Consider the following 17057-nt stretch of genomic DNA (forward strand, 5'->3'; position numbering starts at 1 on the left):
GGCAATGATCATTGGATTTGCGCCGACATTCGGCGCAAATCCGTGGGGCGTATACCGTAGCGGCTGCGGAATGTGCGGTTGAAATAGGACAGATCGTTGAAGCCGACGCTATAAACGATCTGGCTGATCGGCGTTGTGGCCTGGTCGGCAAGAATGAGGTTCTTGGCCAGCATCAGCCGCCGCTCCAGAACGTAGCGTGAGAATGTGGTTCCCGCCCGGCTGAAAAGCTTCTGGATTGCTCGCGGTGTGATCCCTTCAGTCTGTGCCACATCTGCGATGGAAAACGAGCCATCGGCCAGGTTTTCCTCGATCATTGCCTTGATCGATTCAAGACGACCTTGCGGGAGCGCTGAAGTGGCGCCATTCGCGACATATTGCGCCAGAACGGGCAGCAAGGCGTAGAAGTGCGCGACCATCATGCTGGCGTGCTCCTTGTCCTGTTGTTCCTGCCGCAGAAGGTAACCTGCGTAGTTTGTGAGGAGTTGTAATGGCAGGCACTCCGCCGAAAAGGGGTGTAACAAAATCTGCTCGACGGACTTTCTCGCAAGGGTGATGGCCGTGTGTGGCAGGTGGGCGCAGTCGAGACGCCCGCCCACCGGCAGAACGATTTCTGACATCGTATCGGAGGGTAAAAGGATAACGTCGCGCGGCGCCATCTCGAAGCTCTGCTTTCGATGATGAACGAGTAGTGGCCCGTCAGCGGCCCTCAGCATCACGATATCAGGCGTACCGACCCCGTGTGCGGTCAGTCGCAGAGGTGTCCTCGGCATGTAGACGGTGGCGAGTGACAAGTCTTGATGTTTCCAGACGAGACCGGTGACGCCAGAAAGATCACCCTCCTCAACATTAATCGTTGCTTCTCCCAGCATATCCAGAAGGATCGTTCGGCACATCAGCCTGCTTTCTGAATCGGCCAAGGACAGGGTCCCAAGTTTCAGGGGTCGGATCACTTCCATGAAAAATCAAACCTCCCTTTTCTGTTGATGTTCGCATCTATCCAAATCGGGTTCGTCATCATCCAAGCCCGGTCGCCTCATAACGCATAAAACATGATAAAAATAGTCTTGTATTTATCCGGTTGGGCGAACCGGCAGATTATTGCGCATTGGGGGCGACATGATTGGAAAATGGAATGCTGGCGTTAGTCTTGTGGCTATCGTTGTCGCAATAGGGGGCGGCTATAGCGCAGCGCAGGCACAGGATGCGTCACAGAACGCTCAGTCCGGCAGTGGTCCAACGGTGTTGGAGCCAATTGTGATAACCGGCAGCCGTATACCTCAGGAGATATCCCGAACAGCGCGAACGATCTATGTCGTTGATGCGGAGGCTATCGAAGCGGAAGCCCGCTCCGGCAAGTCGCTGCAGCAAATTCTCGCGGAGAAGATTCCCAGTTTCGATCCGGCCAGCGAGGGCGCCCGCACATCTTACGGCCAGAACTTGCGGGGACGCACCGCGCTTGTTCTCATCGATGGTGTTTCGATGAACTCGGCGCGCGGGCTCAGCCGCCAGTTTGATTCCATCGATCCGTTCAATATCGAGCGCGTCGAGGTCTTGTCCGGCGCGACAGCGATCTACGGTGGTAATGCTACAGGCGGTGTCATCAACATCATCACGAAGAAGGGCAGGGATGCGCCTGAAGGTCTGCATGGCGAGGTGACGGCTGGACTTGGCAGCGGCTTTGGCCACACCCGCGATATTGACCGCAACGGCGCGGGCGCGGTGACCTATAACAGTGAAAACTGGGACGCGCGTTTCGCCATTGCCGGAAACCAGACCGGCGCTTATTACGACGGCTCCGGCACGATGCTCACTCCTGATATCACTCAGACCTCGACAGCCTTCAACAAGCGTGTTGATTTCATGGGAAGCATCGGCCTGCAGATTGACGCCAACAGGCGCCTGGAGCTTACGGGCCAATTTTATGACAGTGCGCAGGATTCGCCCTTCGGGCTTTATCTTGGCGCTGGCCTTGCGGGTATCCGCAACCCAGGTCTGCTCGAAACGCGGGATGGCTACCGGTCGGATTTCAACCCACGTACGCGCCGCACCATGGTCAACGCGACCTACACCGACGATGATTTTCTGGGACAGGAGCTCCTTCTGCAGGGCAGCTTCCGCAGGGAAGAGATTCGCTTCCACCCGTTCCCCGTCACCTCGCCCTTCCTCTATTTTGGCGGTAGCTCCCAAGACACTGATTATTACAGCCTGAAAGCCTCAATGATCTCGGAGCCACTGGATGGGCTGAAGATCACCTATGGGATTGATGCAGACCGGGATTCCCTTAGTTCAAAGCAGAATGTCTTCGATCTCCTGACTGTCTCGACAACAGGCGCAATGGACTTCAAGACGATTGGCATTACCGGCCTGTACCCCGAAATCGATGTCTCGACCTTGGCCGGATTCATTCAAGGATCCTACGAGGCGACGGACCGGCTGACGGTCAACGGTGGTGTGCGGTATCAATATGTTACAACCGAAGTTTCGAGTTTCGCCGGTGCAGCGCAGCAGGTCGCGGTTCTGAATGGCGTTGGGTCCTCTATCGACACCATCCCCGGCGGGGACGTCAGCTACGATGCGGCCCTCTTCAATGCAGGGGCCACCTACGAGCTGACTGACACCCAGCAAGTCTACGCCAATTTCAGTCAAGGCTTCGAACTTCCCGACCCGGCAAAATATTATGGGGTCGGGCGCTATAGCCTAGTCGGTGGACGTTATGTGCTGCTGGACAGCGTTAATGTTGCCGACTCCGCACTTCAGGCGATCATGACAAACTCGTTTGAAGTCGGTTACCGCTTCAACGATGATACATACAGCTTCGAGACTGCGGGCTATTACTCGCTCTCCGACCGGTCCATCGTGTTTAACAACACAACCCTTGCAGTCGATGTCGTCAATCGTGAGCGACGCGTCTATGGCATCGAAGCCAGCGCCAGTGCCAAGCTGGATTATGGTTTTGATGTCGGCACTTCGGCTCATTGGGTGAAGTCCGAGATCAAGTCAGATGGAAGTTGGAAACAGGAAAGCGTTGGCACGGCCAGTGTGTCCAAGCTCGGGGGATATGTCGGCTGGACGAAGGATAACTTCAACGTCAAGCTCGCCGGGCAACATGTTTTCAATCTCAGCGACGACAGTAGCCGCGAGATCGATGGTTACACGCTGTTTGATCTGACCGGTGCCTACCGGTTCGAGGCGCAGGACACCACGCTTCGGTTCGGGGTGATGAACCTGTTCGACAAGGATTACACAACGATATGGGGCGCACGCGCGAAGGCTCTTTACGGGGCTTTGGCAAATGATGCCGTGTTCGATTACAAGGGACGCGGACGAACATTCGCCGTGTCGCTGACGAAAGTGTTCTGATGGATCAACAGGGCGATATGCGGAAGGAAATTTTCGCTGCTGCCGCACCGTACCGACTAGCCGGAAAGTCCGCGCCTGACCTTTATCGCGCCTTTAATCTCCATGAAAGCGGCCCGGTCGAGGTTCACCGCCAAGACATGCAGCTTTTGGTTTCCGATGCTGACGGGGACACGGCGGTTTTCGATTTTTCCGCTGACGGTGCCGGTGGGAAAATTGAAGTTGCCGATCTGGCGACCCGGTTGGCGGGTCGCTGGCGGCTCGCAGCGGCAGCGTTCGAGTATCTGTTCGCCAGCTTACCAACCGTTCGATCCTTAACCCTATCGGGCAATCGCTGGCCGGAGCTGGCAGACGAGCTGGCGGCCCACGGGCTTTACATGCAGGTGGTATCCACCTCCCTCCATCCTGTCGTGTCCGCAGATATGGTCTGGCAGACCTCCGGTCTCTGGAGTGCGCCTGCTCGCGGTGTTTTCCCTCGTCACAATGTTCATGACGGACGGGTGTCGCACCCCCTGCGTGCGCCGAAACCGGTGGGAACGGTTTACGCCCGTTACATTCCCTGGCTCGGTGGTGTTGTCTCTCTGGATGTGGCGACCTTCGACGACCTGCCAGAGGTGCATCGCTGGATGAATAGCCCCCGTGTGGACGAGTTCTGGCACGAAGCCGGCGATGAAGACAGACACAAGCGTTACCTGGAGGGCATGTTCGCCGACGCGCATATCATGCCGCTGATAGGCCGCTTCGATGGCAGAGCATTTTCCTATTTCGAGGTCTACTGGGCTAAGGAAGATATTGTCGGCAGCTTTTGCGATGCGGACGACTATGACCGCGGTTGCCACGTAATCGTGGGTGACGAAGCATGCCGTGGCCGCGATTGGTTTACAGCCTGGTTGCCTTCGCTTCTACATTACATGTTTCTCGATGATCCGCGCACAGAGCGCATAGTGCAGGAACCGAGCAGTAACCATCACCGGCAACTGAGAAATCTGCAAAAGTCTGGCTTCTCACATATCAAAAGTGTCGATCTCCCCATGAAGAATGCTGCGATCATGACTATAAACAGACAGCGTTTCTTTTCTGACCGTCTATGGCATCCGACTGCGTGATGGCCACTTGGGGAGCACCCCTTTGAACATTAGCAATCTCTGCTCGCAATCCGACAAGTCGATTGTGCGCTATCTCCTCGGGGGGGGAGCGCAGTGCGGAAGCACCTTGAGTAGGCATGCATTTGCGGAAGGATGGCGGCGCATCAATCTTTCGGCGTGCCACGACCGACGAACAATGGAACCGGCTCCAGCAAAGGTGGTTAGTCCTGTCTTATCGGAGTTCGGTTCATGAAGACATTGAGCATAGCGATCGGCGTGGTATCCGTAATCGTTCTTAGCGGCTGCGTAGATGGTCGTGGCTATCAAGACCGTGCGTTCTATGTAGGCGTCAACAATAGATCGTGTGGCAACGGTGAAAATGACGTCTCCCACCCCTATGCTGGTATTTGCGACTGGCGGCGCGAAAACGGTCGAGACTGGGCTGATAGCGGCGCCAACAATAACATCTACCGCCGCAACAGGTAACGCTAATTGAACGCGTATTCCCTGCTGCGGTCGATTTAAGCTTGGTTAGCCTTTTGATAATCTCGTGTTAAAGTGTCTGCACGTTCTCTCAAGGACTCTCCAGAAATCAGATCGAGACATTCATTGGCGGCACGCGTCACGAGGAGCGCTGATATAAGAAGTGACGGTGATCCCGACGCTTACCTTAGCGTTAAGCGTTACGGAACGACCGCGATCTTTCTGAAGAAGCAAGCCGTCACTTTTGTTGCACTCGCGGTCGTCAAGTTTAATCAGGGCCGGCCATAAGCTTGTCTAAGGTGATGGGGAGGTCGCGGACGCGCACGCCTGTGGCATTGTAGACAGCATTCGCAATTGCCCCACCAACTCCGGTAATTCCGATTTCTCCAATGCCACGTGCCCCCATAGGAGCCTGAGGATCGGGCTTGTTTGTGTAAATGACTTCTATTGTAGGGACGTCCATCTGCACCGGGACGTGGTAGTCCGCTAGGGACGCATTGACGATGCGTCCCGTTCGCTCGTCAAAGTTGGTTTCTTCAGTGAGAGCCAGACCGATACCCATGATGATCCCGCCTTTGAATTGGCTGGTCGCCATCTTGTGGTTCAATATTTGCCCAGCATCGAAGGAACCCAAAAAGCGAGAGACGCGCGTTTCGCCCGTGACTGCGCTGACGCGCACCTCGCAAAACTGCGCACCGTAAGAATGCATGGAAAAAGCCTCCATTTCCGCCGGTGCGGGTGCCTCCGCCTCGCAGACAAGTTCGTCTCGCCCAGCCCGTTTGAGGATGGACCGGTAACTCTCGAAGCGGTTGTTGTCGCTGACATGCGCTAAACCGCCATCTCTTGTTTCAACGTCGGAGAGCGAAAGACCAGCCAGTGGAGAGTCGTTTCCGGCAAGTTTGATCAATTCTTCAACGAAGACTTCAGTTGCCGCGATGACCGCGCCACCGATGGAGGCGGTTTGCGTCGAGCCTCCGGCAATTACACTCCTTGGGAGTTTGCTATCGCCATATTCGAAGGTCACACGATCGAGCGGCAAGCCTAACCGTGCAGCAAGGTGTTGAACCTGCGCCGTCGCGGTTCCCATCCCCATATCGTGGACGGCGGTTGAAACCGTGACGTGGCCGTCTGCTGTCAGCTTGATGCGTGCGGCGCCGCCGGGGAACCGGTGGTAGGGGTAGGTCGCCGTTGCGCACCCCATGCCGATCAGCCATTCGCCTTCACGCTTCTGGCGCGGCGTCTGGCTGCGCTTGTCCCAACCGAACTTTTCGGCTCCCTTCTCGTAGGCTTCGATGAGATAGCGAGAAGAGAATGGCTTGCCGGTCGTCGGATCCGTTTCCGGCTCGATACGCCGGCGCAGTTCGATCGGGTCCAGTCCAAGTTTTTCGGCAAGTTCATCGAGCGCGCATTCCAGTGCGAAGGTTCCGACCGACTCGCCTGGTGCTCGCATGAAGGTGTTTGCCATCATATCCAAATCGGCCACATCCTGGCCGAGGCGGAACGTTCTGGCGGCGTAGAGGTGGCGCGCGGGAAAGGTGAATTGTTCGGGGCAGGAATTATGCAGCGTCATAGCCGCCGTTCCCGTGTGGATCAAGGCATCGAGGGTTCCGTCTGCCCTTGCGCCCAAGGCTACACGCTGTTCCGTGACCGTGCGACCGCCGACGATCCTGAAGACCCCTTCGCGAGACAGCATGATGCGCACCGGGCGGCTTGCCAGTTTGGCTGCAGCGCAAGCCAGGATCTGATGATCCCAGAGACATTTCCCGCCAAAGCCGCCACCGACATAGGGCGAAGTCACATGGACCTTGCTGACGTCGAGATCGAAAATATCCGCAAGCTGGCCCGTTGTCAGGTCGAGCAACTGGCTGGCATCATGTACGCGCAGTTCGTCATCACTCCAGATAACCGTTGCCGCATGCAGTTCGATGGCGTTGTGATTGTGGCGCGGCGTTCTATAAACCAGGTCAACCTTGACGTCGGCATTGGCAAGTGCGGCTTCGGCATCGCCGATCTCGACGAGAGGTGGCTGGCCGAGCAGGCTTTCGAGTTGTCGCGGAGACTTTTTGGCTTCATCGAAAGACGTAACAGCCGTCAACACATCGTATTTTGCCGTGACCAGCGATGCGGCATAATCCGCCTGCTCTTGCGTCTCGGCCAAGACGACGGCGATAGGCTGCCCATTCCAATGGATTTCGTCGTTCTGCATCACCGGAAGGTCGGTGGCGCCTGCAGCTGTGGGTGAAGACATCATCAGCGATGGCGCCTTCATCATTGGCGCGTTCTTATAGGTCATGACGAGAATGACGCCCGGTGCGGCTTCCGCCGCGCTGACGTTCAGTTCGACGATGCGACCGCGTGCGATGGTGCTGAAGGCCAGCGCTGCATAGCTGATGTTGTCATAGGGAAACTCCGCCGCAAATTTCGTCTTGCCCTGTACCTTCATTGGTCCTTCAATGCGTGACACGGATTGCCCAAGTGAACCATGCTTTCGCAAAAGTGGGTCGTTTGTTACGGCCGGTTGCCAGCGACCGAGCTTGGCCGTTTCCGGCAGCATGTGGGTTTCTGCGCTCATGCGTTTTCTCCCTTCAATTCTTCTAAAACCGAGACGATCGTGCGCTTGGCGAGTTCAATTTTGAACGTGTTGTCTCGCAAGCCGATGGCGTCAGCGAGTTCGGCTTCGGCCGCTGCCGCAAAAGTCTCCGCATCTGCTTTCTGGCCTTTAAGGCGCGCTTCCGCCTTCAGTGCTCGCCACGGCTTGTGTGCGACACCACCAAGCGCGAGCCTCACATCCGTCACATGACCAGTACCGTCGATCTCAAGCGCTGCGGCAACGGAAATGAGAGCGAAAGCGTAACTCGCGCGATCCCTGACTTTCCGGTAGGCGGAGCGGCTTGCAAGCGGAAGGGCCGGGATTTCGATGGCTGTGATGAGATCGTCCGGATGAAGTTCAGTTTCGATCTCGGGTGTGGTGCCCGGCAGGCGGTGAAGCTCGCGCAATGGCAGCATCCGCGTGCCCGACGAGCCGTGAAGATGAACCGTTGCGTCCAGTGCGACCAATGCAACGCACATGTCGGACGGATGTGTGGCAACGCAGCTTTCAGATGCGCCGAGGATTGCGTGGTATCGGTTGAAACCGTCCAGCGCATCGCAGCCGGAATTGGGCTGACGCTTGTTGCAGCGGGCAGCGTTGTCGTAGAAATAGCGACAGCGCGTGCGTTGGAGGATGTTTCCGCCGACTGTTGCAACATTTCGGATTTGCGCGCTGGCGCCCGCCAAGATGGCACGCGACAGAAGAGGAAACTGCGATCTCACGGCACCATGGGCTGCAAGTGCCGTATTCTTCACGCCTGCACCGATCAGCAGGCTGCCATCTGTGCGGTGCTCGATGGTGCTGGAGAGATGGGTGACATCGATTAGTGTTTCCGGTCTCTCCACGGTTTCGCGCATAAGATCGACGAGATTGGTTCCGCCGCCCAGATATTTCGCGGTGGGACCCGCCTGCTTGAGACTGAAGGCGGAGGCAGCATCTGACGCCTGATGGTAGGAAAAGATGTTCATGCGCGTGCCCTCTCATCGGCCCGGACTTTCGTTTCATGAGCAAGCGTCTCGGAGATGGCCTCGACAATGCCGTTATAGGCACCGCAACGACAGAGGTTGCCGCTCATACGCTCGCGAATTTCGGTCTCATCGACAGTCAAACTGTCGCTCGAAAGATCGGCAGTGACGACGCTCGGGACATTGCGCTCGAGTTCGCCCGCCATACCCACGGCGGAACAGAGTTGGCCCGGCGTGCAGTAGCCGCATTGGAAGCCATCGTACTCTATGAAGGCTTGTTGCAGAGGGTGAAGAGTGCCGTTTGCGGCAAGACCTTCAACGGTCGTTATGCTGCGACCCTGATATTGAACGGCAAGCGCGAGGCAGGAATTGATACGTTCGCCGTCGACCAGCACGGTGCACGCCCCACAGGCGCCTTGATCGCACCCCTTCTTCGTGCCGGTGAGCCCCAGATAGTTGCGCATGAGATCAAGCAGCGAGGTGCGGATATCCGCCTCTACCTCCACTGCCGTTCCGTTTATGGTGAATCGCATTGGATATCTCCCTCATCTGAAAGTCCGCGCCGGAAATGCCATCGCGGCATGTGTGGAACGTCTGGTGATGTTTATCCTTGGCTGGCCGTCGGGATCATTGAAGCAGCGACTTTCCGCCATGGCTCAGTGTTTTGAAGCTCTTCAGAAGACAGCTTTGCTGAGAATACCTTAGCTGCAAACGACATCAGTTTGCCGCGAGGAGGCAATGTCGGCGATGACGGAGAGCGCTAGAGACTGGGCGTCTCTTGCTCTTCCGAAAACGCCGATGGGCGCCTTGATCCGACCGATTGTCTCCTCCGAATGGCCGCGCTGGCGCAATCGCTCGACCCGTCTCTCATGCGTGCGGGAACTGCCAAGAGCTCCGATGTAAAATGGCGATGCGGCAAGCGCGGCTTCAAGGACCGGCATTTCCTGGTCTAGATCATGCTGAAGAAGAGCCACTGCCGTGTCGACGTCGACCAGCGAGTGATTGATGTCGGAGATGGCGGGGTCGTCCAGGCAAATGACCTCATATCCAGCAGCCTCAGCAACTCGGGCGGTCGTCTCCACCTCAAGGGAGCGCCCAGACAAAATCATGCGCACACTCGGCCGGTAGCAGGTGACGAATACACCGCCATCCCAGCCGGCTTTTGCGACCTTGGGACCAAGCGAAAGTTGGCGAGGGCCCGGCAAATAGCAAAGGGACGCGCGCTGGCGATTATCCACCAGCCTGTTGATGGAACAGAGCGGTTCGATGTGCTTGAGGAGGTGAATGGAAACCGTAATCCCGCCTCCGCAGGGAAGAACGATATCGAAGAAGGGCGATCCTTCGCCGAGCATAACGAACCGATCGTGACCGCTCCTCATCGCCTGCAAGGCTTCAGCAGCAATAGCCGCCTCCGTACACCCTCCGGAAACATAGCCGCAATAACGTCCGTCTTCGCTGACTGCCATATGCGCGCCGATTGGACGTGAGGAACCGCCGCGGATCTCCACCAATGTGCATAGGGCCACTTGGCGTCCTGCCGCCGTCTTTTCGATGGCAAAGTTCAGGATGTCGTAAGCTCTGTCGGTCGAGAAAGCCTTTTGAGGCGCAGGCGAAATGGAAATGTTGCCATCGCGAGGCAACCAATGAGGGGCACTATCATTATTCACGTTGGTATTCGCCAATTGAGTCATGGGTGCCTCCGGGATTGCGATATCGGTATGAGCCGCGGACGGTTGAGCTCCTGAAGAACGATAGGGCCGCCGGCCATCATCGTCATTTTTCTGATTTTGGCATGACATCCGCCTCTCAATTGATTTAAGGAGACGAACGGCGCGTCCATAAACGGAGGCGCCTCCGTTTAACTTAGTGGCTTACGATCTTTCGTCAAGTCATTTCTTATGGAGCGTCCCCTTAAGTGCCCGAGGAACCAACGCCAAAGGTTGACCAGCCGCCTTTGCGGGCAGACGCCCGGCGAAACCGCGAGAAACTGATCGAGATCGCCGCTCAGGCATTTTCCGAGCAGGGAGCATCCGCGTCGCTTGAAGACATCGCCAGGCGTGCGGGTGTAGGCATCGGTACGCTCTATCGGCATTTTCCGACCCGCGAACATCTGGTGGAGAGCGTGTACCGGCGTGAGTTAGAGCTTCTTGCCACGGCAGCGCACGCGTTCATGGCAGAAGAAGAACCCGAGATGGCTGTCGAAAAATGGATGTATCGGTTCGTCGATTACATGGCGACCAAGCGCGGTATGGCGAACAGCTTGAAACTGCTGTTCACGTCCAACTCTGCTCTGTTTTCAGAAGGCTCGAAAATATTGCATAGCGCCTTTGAAGAGCTCCTGGCCCACGCTCGAGAGGCACAAGCTGTCAAAGGAGATATTGACGCCGCAGACGTCCTCAACGCGCTCTTCGGAGTGTACTCTGTACCGGAAGGACCCGACTGGCGTCCACGCGCTCATAGGATCGTTCGGTTGATCATGGACGGGTTGCGCACCCGCCCAGCCAACACATAGGTTTGCTACCTATGTCTGTCACGGGCGCTCGCATCGACATGGAGAAATAGGTCGTCCGGTGCTGCGGTAATGCTGCACGTGCCATGGGTGATCAGCATTTTATCCAGCAATCCCTCTATCATGACTACTCGTCTCGCAACCGTTCGCTGGTGGATTGCGTTGAAGTCGTCACCCGGTTGGAGGAAAGCACATGATGAGCATTCCCACTATCGCATGCAGTTTGTCGCTTCTCTTTTTGTCTGCTTTTGTTCTCTTAGCATGAAATGACGTTTTCAGTGCGAAGGGGGGTAGATTGGCTGAAGTGCGAAATTGGCAACCGACTATACAGCCGATTGAAGTACTAGCTCCGGCATTCAGATTGCTGCGGGGCGAACGACACGCTGGGTAAGTTGCACTTGTTACCTACGCAATGACATCGCGATATCGACAGCCAGTATAAGTGCGTCAACGCACGACCTACATGTGCGTCCGCGGTCAATGATTTGAGTTTGTCGGCCATTTGGATGATCATTTCGCAAGAAAACCTTGTCCTGGTTTTACGAACCGTTCGATCACTCTTTAGTTGACGTTGGTGAAGGTGTTCTGACCTCTCCGTTCGCGGCAGATCCGCCGGGGGCTGGGTCCGGACCCGGGCGCTGTAGCAGCGACCAGCCGACTATTAGCGAGAGGAAGACGAGCGCGATGCAGACAGCCCACATCGATTTCCAATAATCTACAATCGACCCCGGCTTGCGGTGATCTTGATATGCTGTCGTATCTTCTGTCGATCCGTAAGAAACTTTGTCCGCCGGCTTCATTAAATGGCTCCTTTTTGAAGCGAACCCTTGGGTGCTTAGACGGTTCCCGATGCGCCTGCGCGCCCAGTTGTGAGTGGGCCAATGACGTTACAAATGAAAGACTGTCTTTAAGGCTTCTATCCGGATCACGGTCACACACTTTCTCTCTGTATCCGAAACAGCGATCGCGTCGGGAAGAGGGCTGCGGTCGTGACCGTGTTGTACCCATAACTCCATGAGAGCCAGGGAAGCCTCGTCTCGAGCGGCGGCGGCATCGCGGAACGTCTGGCCTTCTTCATCAAGGAGGGAGTGATCATCGTAGATGAGGTGAAGGTGATATTTCTGCATGCTCGCTCCCTTGATGCCAATGTGCAGTCTAACTGCAGGTTGATGAGATTGTTGCTGAAAGCATCGGACCACAACGTAGCGGGAAATGACGGCTGAGTGGGATAGGGTGACAAGGTCAGGATTGAGATGAAGTTTGTCAGGGATGGCGGTACAGACAGTGTCTGTCGATCCCCTGAGCCATTGTTCATCAAAGCGCGACGGAAATCATTGCTTTAGACATTCGGACGCAAACGCAGCCGCCACGAAATTCTCAGATGAACTAGATGTGCGCCACCTTCTCATGCAGAGCTAGGACTCCGCGAATTGCTCTCAGTTACAATGGGACATTACCGGTCCGGAATCATGTGATGAGGCATGCGAGAGTTGGTGCTAAATCATTAGCGTAGAATACTGACCGCGCGGAAACACCCGCTGGAGCCGCTAAGGGGCTTTGCAGCTTCCTCCGAGGCTGTATTTCTTAACGCTTTGTTCTAAGGGTCCTAGACGGCGGCTCCTCAGCGTCATTTCTACGTGCCGTGGTCCGGTGAACGATCTGGTGAAATCAGCGTTCTGGCCAAGCCCACCCCGGAGATATTACGTTCGCGACGACTGTTTCGCCGTTCTCCTTCTCCAGCGCCAACATCTGAGCGCCATGCTTGGAGAGAGTTTCTACAAGTGCCTGAGCGTGACTCACGATGATGACCTGGCTGCGTTCGCTGGCTGCTGCGATCATGCGCGAGAGTGGTGCCAGCAAATCTGGGTGCAGGCTCCCCTCCGGCTCGTTCAGTACCATCAATTCCGGCGGGCGCGGCGTATGAAGTGCGGTGGCGAGGGCAATATATCGCAATGTCCCATCCGAAAGTTCGGACGCCTCAAGAGGGCGATTTAGTCCGTTTTGTTGCATCGACAGACGAAACAATCCGTCTCTTGCGTCTATCTCAAGCGATGATCCTGGGAAGGCATCCTCAATCGCTTTGTCAAACGCTGGTCCATCGCCGATTTCCCGCACCGTCTGAACAGCGGGTGCCAAATCTGAACCATCGGAAGCAAGGGCTACTGTACGCGTCCCGATCCGCGGACTGCGTGCGGGCGCGTCGCGATCGATGCGGAAGAGATCGTAAAATCGCCAAGCGCGCATACGTTCACGAAGAACAAGCAGTTCAACCGCATTCGTCGGGTCGGCTGCGCGCATCATCATGGTCTCGAAAGGAGCAAGGTCGGAAACGACGGGTCGTAGACGACCGCTTCCATCCTGCACCAGAACCGACGCGTTGCTGCGCCGAGCGATAGCGTTGTGACGCGATAATCTCTCTCCGACCCAGACGGCTTCTGCCTTTACGACCGGATCATCGCCGAACAGAGAAGCTTCTTCCCTACTGGCGCCAGGGCCGGGAGTGGGAAGCCCTAGATCGATGGCGTAGCCGTAATCTTCGGAGGCAAAGCCCAGCCGAAGGGAAATGGGGCCGCGACCGACGTTTCCCTGCATCGGCGATCGTCCTGAACGCATGGCGGTTGAATAACCTGAACCACCAGCCCACATCGTCGACCGCAAGCCTCCCTCAGCGGCGAGCGATGCAATGGCTTGACCTTGAGCCACGTCGGCTAGGAGGCGCAATGAGCGATAAAGGCTCGACTTCCCGCTGCCATTCGCACCCGTGACAACATTCAACCGTTCGAGCGGGAGCACGAGGCTGCGGAGAGAGCGGTAGCCGGATACAGCCAATGTGATGAGCGCCATAGCCTGTTTGTAGCACGGTGAGACATCAAGTACACGCGCGACCGCTGATTTTGGTTCCGCGAATAATTTTGTTACCGGGGCCGAAAGACGCACCTTCCAGAAGCTTGGTACTCGTCTGTATTAAAAACGACAGACTCCGGTACTCCTGCCTTATGAGAGGCCAAAAGCTCGGCTTGGTTCTGAGCGGTGCTAGATAGTGGCGGGTTGACTGCTTCTGTCTACTCCACACCCTAAATTTTTAGCGCCCAGCGTTGGCCGACCGTTTCTAACGTTTCGGGGCAACACCCGACTAGCGCCGCTTGACGTAGATGTCTCACCTCCATCCGTGGCCAGCGTGGCAGAAGCTGGTCGTGGGACAACTGAAATGCGGTAGCTTCCCGTTCGGGATGATTGTCGTTCTTACAACAAGCTTCTTCCTGCCAGGTACGTTTTCATTTTCACAAATAGTTTTTCTTGCCCTCTCTCTAGAGCGCTGTCGTTACTTGCGAGGACGTTCTCCTAAGGGCTCTCCGCATCATGCAAAGATGTAACGGCTGGCGGTTGTCTCATAAGTAAGCAGGAGAGTGTCTACTGAATGCGCATAGCATCACGTTTTGCCGAAGAATGCGAGTTCAGACTTGAGGGGAAAGACGACCAGATACTCGACCTCGTAGTCAGTGCGATGACCCGGAGATGACGCTAGGAGTGTAATCGCCATCATCGTTGCCTTCAGTATTATCCACTCCACGTTTTCTGATCTCTTCGACCAGCGAACCTAAAGCCAAATCGAGGCAGTAGGTCGAGAATTCAAGGTCGAGATCCTTGGCGCTGTTGCGCGCATAGGTCACAAGCCGTGCAATCGAAGCCAGCTCTGGTGCGATATCGTCGTTCTGGTCGGCGTTTTTCTCACGAGCGTCTAGTGCCATCATCAATCCCTCATTCCAAATCAGTGTCTAGGTGAAGGATAAATTAGAAGTTATGGAATTGCGCGTGACACAGGCGTGACACAGCTTTGAGTGCCGAGCAGGATCGGACTACAACCGGCGTCGCTAGAAGATCTTTCGCCACTGCCTTGTCGAAGCGAAGGTCCATTCCGTAGATACTTCTACTCGCCTGTCGTCAGCCGTCGCTATCGCGTCCAGCAATTCTAAAGCATCGCGCCGCTTCTGATTGATAGCGTTCTCCCGCAGGAGCATTTGTAAGCTTTCTCGAGATGAGTTGTTTGGTAGATCGGCATTGGCAACGATTGCTCGGTAAGTTCGCTCTTTAAAGAACATTCGTTCGGCGCTTGTCCTCAGGCCCGCATATTCCGCGTGATCAAGTTCGTACCGCAACAACAGGTCTTCAAGAGTTGCCAATACGTTCACTAAGGGCTCGGACAGGGACACGTAGTTCATCTCCCTTGGGCCATGGATTTGCGCGACATCGGAATCGTCAACGAGTTCGCCACTTTCATAAAGGCTGTAAATCTTGCCAACCCCGGTCATCCCAAATGCTGCACATTCCGCAGCCCTCAAAGCGCCCATGCTGCTTGAGCCATAGACGCGAACGCCCTGAGCGAGAGCGAATAAGATTTCCTTATGCCAGATGGGGGCTACATCTTCGAAATATCCGTCGATCAAACCGATCACCGTGGCACCGTCGGTGACGGCTGCCACAATATCTCTGTGCTTGGCCGGGCCGCGAATTTCGACATCCGTCGATACCAGATCTACTGCATCCGGAAGCGTCGGGCCGGTAAAGACAACCTTCATAGCGAAAACAACGCCTTCGATATGCCTCTCACTCCAAACCGTCTTTTTCGCTCTCCAGGTGGGTTCTCGAGGTCAGGCACCAAGACTTTGACAACCGAGAAGGGAAAGTCCGTTGGTGTCAGCGGAACGACGATGACGGAATCGATCGCTGCAGTTCTAAGATGCTCGAGCACGCTATGCAGCATGTCTTCCAGAGATCCATGGCCTATCATCTTGCGGTGAGGTAGGGGCTTCGGATCGGCACTGAAATAGTCGCGAATTTCTTGAGGTAGGAGCCGTTCGAATGTTTCTGGATACATGTCATCCCTCGCGCCGCTGATATAAGTCAGGCGGGATTGAACTGCTTCCGTGACTGCCCGGATTGCCGCTCGCGCAGGATCAAGATGCGCACCGCTTCCCTTGGTCACATCGATAAAGCGCAAGTTGCTTCTTGATGCGATAGAGGTGGGGCCCAGAAACGCTACGAAACAGGCGATGCCGATGTCGCTCGTCATGTCAAACAGCCGGAGTTCCAGGCCTGCGTTTTCAATCTTGTTAATGAGTCCATCTATGACTGGATCCAGAAAGCTGCGAGGGTCAAGGCAGGTCGTGAGGCGCTGTTGCGCGCTCGCGATGTTCCATAAAGTTTCCGCATCGCGTTCGATGCGCTCCAGCAGCCCATGCAGGCTTGCTTCCAGGAGCGTATTGCCAGATGCAAGGCCATCCGAAGATTGCCAGTACCGGATCACCTCTGCGGTACGATCCAGAATGACAGCTTCATAGGGTACCCAGGTTTCAGCTTCGGACAAAACATCTCGTCCCTGGACCCATGTTAGCATCTCGTCGTCTGCTATGTCGTCCTGACCTTGAGCGATGAGCACCATGAGGTTATCAACAACCCGCCCTTGTAGTTTGAGAATGGCTTGTGTTGTAGTGACCGTGCAGATCGACGGACTACCGGCGACGGCGCGCTCAAGCGCCTCCATCGTGGCAGATACTTTAGCATCAGCATCAGTGATGCCTTTGCCGTGATGGATGACGATCGAGCGAGCGTTAGGCGTGACCGCGCTCCAGACGGGAATCCCGATATTATCGAGACCGGTCAACCGAGATACGCGAGTGATCCCGTAGCGTGGCAGGAAGGCTTCGACGCGTTCGAGGGTCTCTTCTGGCGTGCAGAGACGGGCCGAATAAGTGGAGGAGGCGGCCTCAGGAAGTTTCGGCATCTGATCGTTAAACAACACTCTCTTCCCGAGGCCGCGTCATTGGCTGGATTATCCGTCCAGGTGACCAGAGAACGCGTCGTCTGCTGATTTCACAGTGACAGCGAAATCCACGCCTTTGATGATCGTAGCTCCGCTAGCCCGGAGTTTACCCGCGGCCTCAAGCGCGCTCCCTGCCGGGGGCTGAAACGGCTTGACAGTGCCTGCATCAAGATCTGCAACCCACAGGCCAGACTCTCCTGGAGCTCCGATGACGACGATTCTTGCCATGCTGAAAATCCTTCTCTTG

General features: G+C 56.0%; 15 protein-coding genes and 1 pseudogene. 4 read left to right on the plus strand and 12 right to left on the minus strand.

Annotation, left to right across the window (positions count from 1 at the left end; genetic code table 11):
* Positions 1-8: 8 nt before the first annotated feature.
* Entirely contained in the window at positions 9-917 is a 909-nt protein-coding gene (locus WKI41_RS02545) for a helix-turn-helix transcriptional regulator (protein ID WP_340191953.1), read from the minus strand.
* Between the two features lie 199 nt (positions 918-1116).
* Between WKI41_RS02545 and WKI41_RS02550 the strand changes: the two genes are divergently transcribed.
* The 3 genes from WKI41_RS02550 (at position 1117) to WKI41_RS02560 (ending at position 4928) form a co-directional block, all read left to right on the plus strand.
* The gene (locus WKI41_RS02550) at positions 1117-3360 is read left to right on the plus strand and encodes a TonB-dependent siderophore receptor (protein WP_340191954.1); all 2244 of its coding nucleotides are present in this window, start codon (positions 1117-1119) and stop codon (positions 3358-3360) included.
* Complete coding sequence (locus WKI41_RS02555) at positions 3360-4463, plus strand: GNAT family N-acetyltransferase (RefSeq protein ID WP_340191955.1); 1104 nt, start codon at positions 3360-3362, stop codon at positions 4461-4463. Before WKI41_RS02550 ends, WKI41_RS02555 begins: the two co-directional genes overlap by 1 nt.
* Positions 4464-4691: 228 nt before the next feature.
* The gene (locus WKI41_RS02560; protein WP_340191956.1) at positions 4692-4928 is read left to right on the plus strand and encodes a hypothetical protein; all 237 of its coding nucleotides are present in this window, start codon (positions 4692-4694) and stop codon (positions 4926-4928) included.
* A gap of 265 nt (positions 4929-5193) precedes the next feature.
* Here WKI41_RS02560 and WKI41_RS02565 read toward each other — a convergent pair whose 3' ends face one another.
* The 4 genes from WKI41_RS02565 to WKI41_RS02580 form a co-directional block, all read right to left on the minus strand.
* Positions 5194-7497, minus strand: coding sequence for a xanthine dehydrogenase family protein molybdopterin-binding subunit (locus WKI41_RS02565; RefSeq protein WP_425340969.1), 2304 nt, complete (start codon positions 7495-7497; stop codon positions 5194-5196).
* Positions 7494-8483, minus strand: coding sequence for an FAD binding domain-containing protein (locus tag WKI41_RS02570; RefSeq protein WP_340191957.1), 990 nt, complete (start codon positions 8481-8483; stop codon positions 7494-7496). Before WKI41_RS02570 ends, WKI41_RS02565 begins: the two co-directional genes overlap by 4 nt.
* Positions 8480-9013, minus strand: a complete 534-nt coding sequence (locus tag WKI41_RS02575; RefSeq protein WP_340191958.1) for a 2Fe-2S iron-sulfur cluster-binding protein — start codon at positions 9011-9013, stop codon at positions 8480-8482. Before WKI41_RS02575 ends, WKI41_RS02570 begins: the two co-directional genes overlap by 4 nt.
* 168 nt (positions 9014-9181) lie before the next feature.
* Positions 9182-10171 (minus strand): XdhC family protein, encoded by a 990-nt coding sequence (locus tag WKI41_RS02580; RefSeq protein WP_340191959.1) that lies wholly within the window; start codon positions 10169-10171, stop codon positions 9182-9184.
* Positions 10172-10395: 224 nt separating this feature from the next.
* On the opposite strand from WKI41_RS02580, the gene WKI41_RS02585 reads away from it, so the two are divergent.
* Positions 10396-10992, plus strand: a complete 597-nt coding sequence (locus tag WKI41_RS02585; RefSeq protein ID WP_340191960.1) for a TetR/AcrR family transcriptional regulator — start codon at positions 10396-10398, stop codon at positions 10990-10992.
* An 884-nt stretch (positions 10993-11876) separates the two neighbouring features.
* On the opposite strand, the gene WKI41_RS02590 is transcribed toward WKI41_RS02585, so the two are convergent.
* From WKI41_RS02590 to WKI41_RS02615, 7 genes and pseudogenes are all read right to left on the minus strand, one after another.
* Positions 11877-12116 carry a DUF6894 family protein gene (locus tag WKI41_RS02590; RefSeq protein ID WP_340191961.1) on the minus strand — a complete coding sequence of 80 codons (240 nt, stop codon included), beginning with the start codon at positions 12114-12116 and terminating at the stop codon, positions 11877-11879.
* 541 nt (positions 12117-12657) lie between these two features.
* Positions 12658-13581, minus strand: a complete 924-nt coding sequence (locus tag WKI41_RS02595; RefSeq protein WP_425340984.1) for an AAA family ATPase — start codon at positions 13579-13581, stop codon at positions 12658-12660.
* Between the two features lie 87 nt (positions 13582-13668).
* Positions 13669-13833 (minus strand): annotated as a pseudogene (locus tag WKI41_RS21705) (AAA family ATPase); the annotation flags it as partial.
* 653 nt (positions 13834-14486) lie between these two features.
* Positions 14487-14741: a hypothetical protein gene (locus tag WKI41_RS02600; RefSeq protein WP_340191963.1), complete on the minus strand. Its 255-nt coding sequence runs from the start codon at positions 14739-14741 to the stop codon at positions 14487-14489.
* Between the two features lie 120 nt (positions 14742-14861).
* Positions 14862-15566: a TfuA-like protein gene (locus tag WKI41_RS02605; protein ID WP_340191964.1), complete on the minus strand. Its 705-nt coding sequence runs from the start codon at positions 15564-15566 to the stop codon at positions 14862-14864.
* A complete protein-coding gene (locus WKI41_RS02610) occupies positions 15563-16771 on the minus strand; it encodes a YcaO-like family protein (protein WP_340192302.1) in 1209 nt (402 codons plus the stop codon). The genes WKI41_RS02605 and WKI41_RS02610 overlap by 4 nt, the downstream gene beginning before the upstream one ends.
* A 48-nt stretch (positions 16772-16819) precedes the next feature.
* A complete protein-coding gene (locus WKI41_RS02615) occupies positions 16820-17038 on the minus strand; it encodes a hypothetical protein (protein WP_340191965.1) in 219 nt (72 codons plus the stop codon).
* Positions 17039-17057 lie beyond the last annotated feature (19 nt).

Origin of the sequence: Agrobacterium larrymoorei (assembly GCF_037722385.1) — a bacterium.
GTDB lineage: Bacteria > Pseudomonadota > Alphaproteobacteria > Rhizobiales > Rhizobiaceae > Agrobacterium > Agrobacterium larrymoorei_C.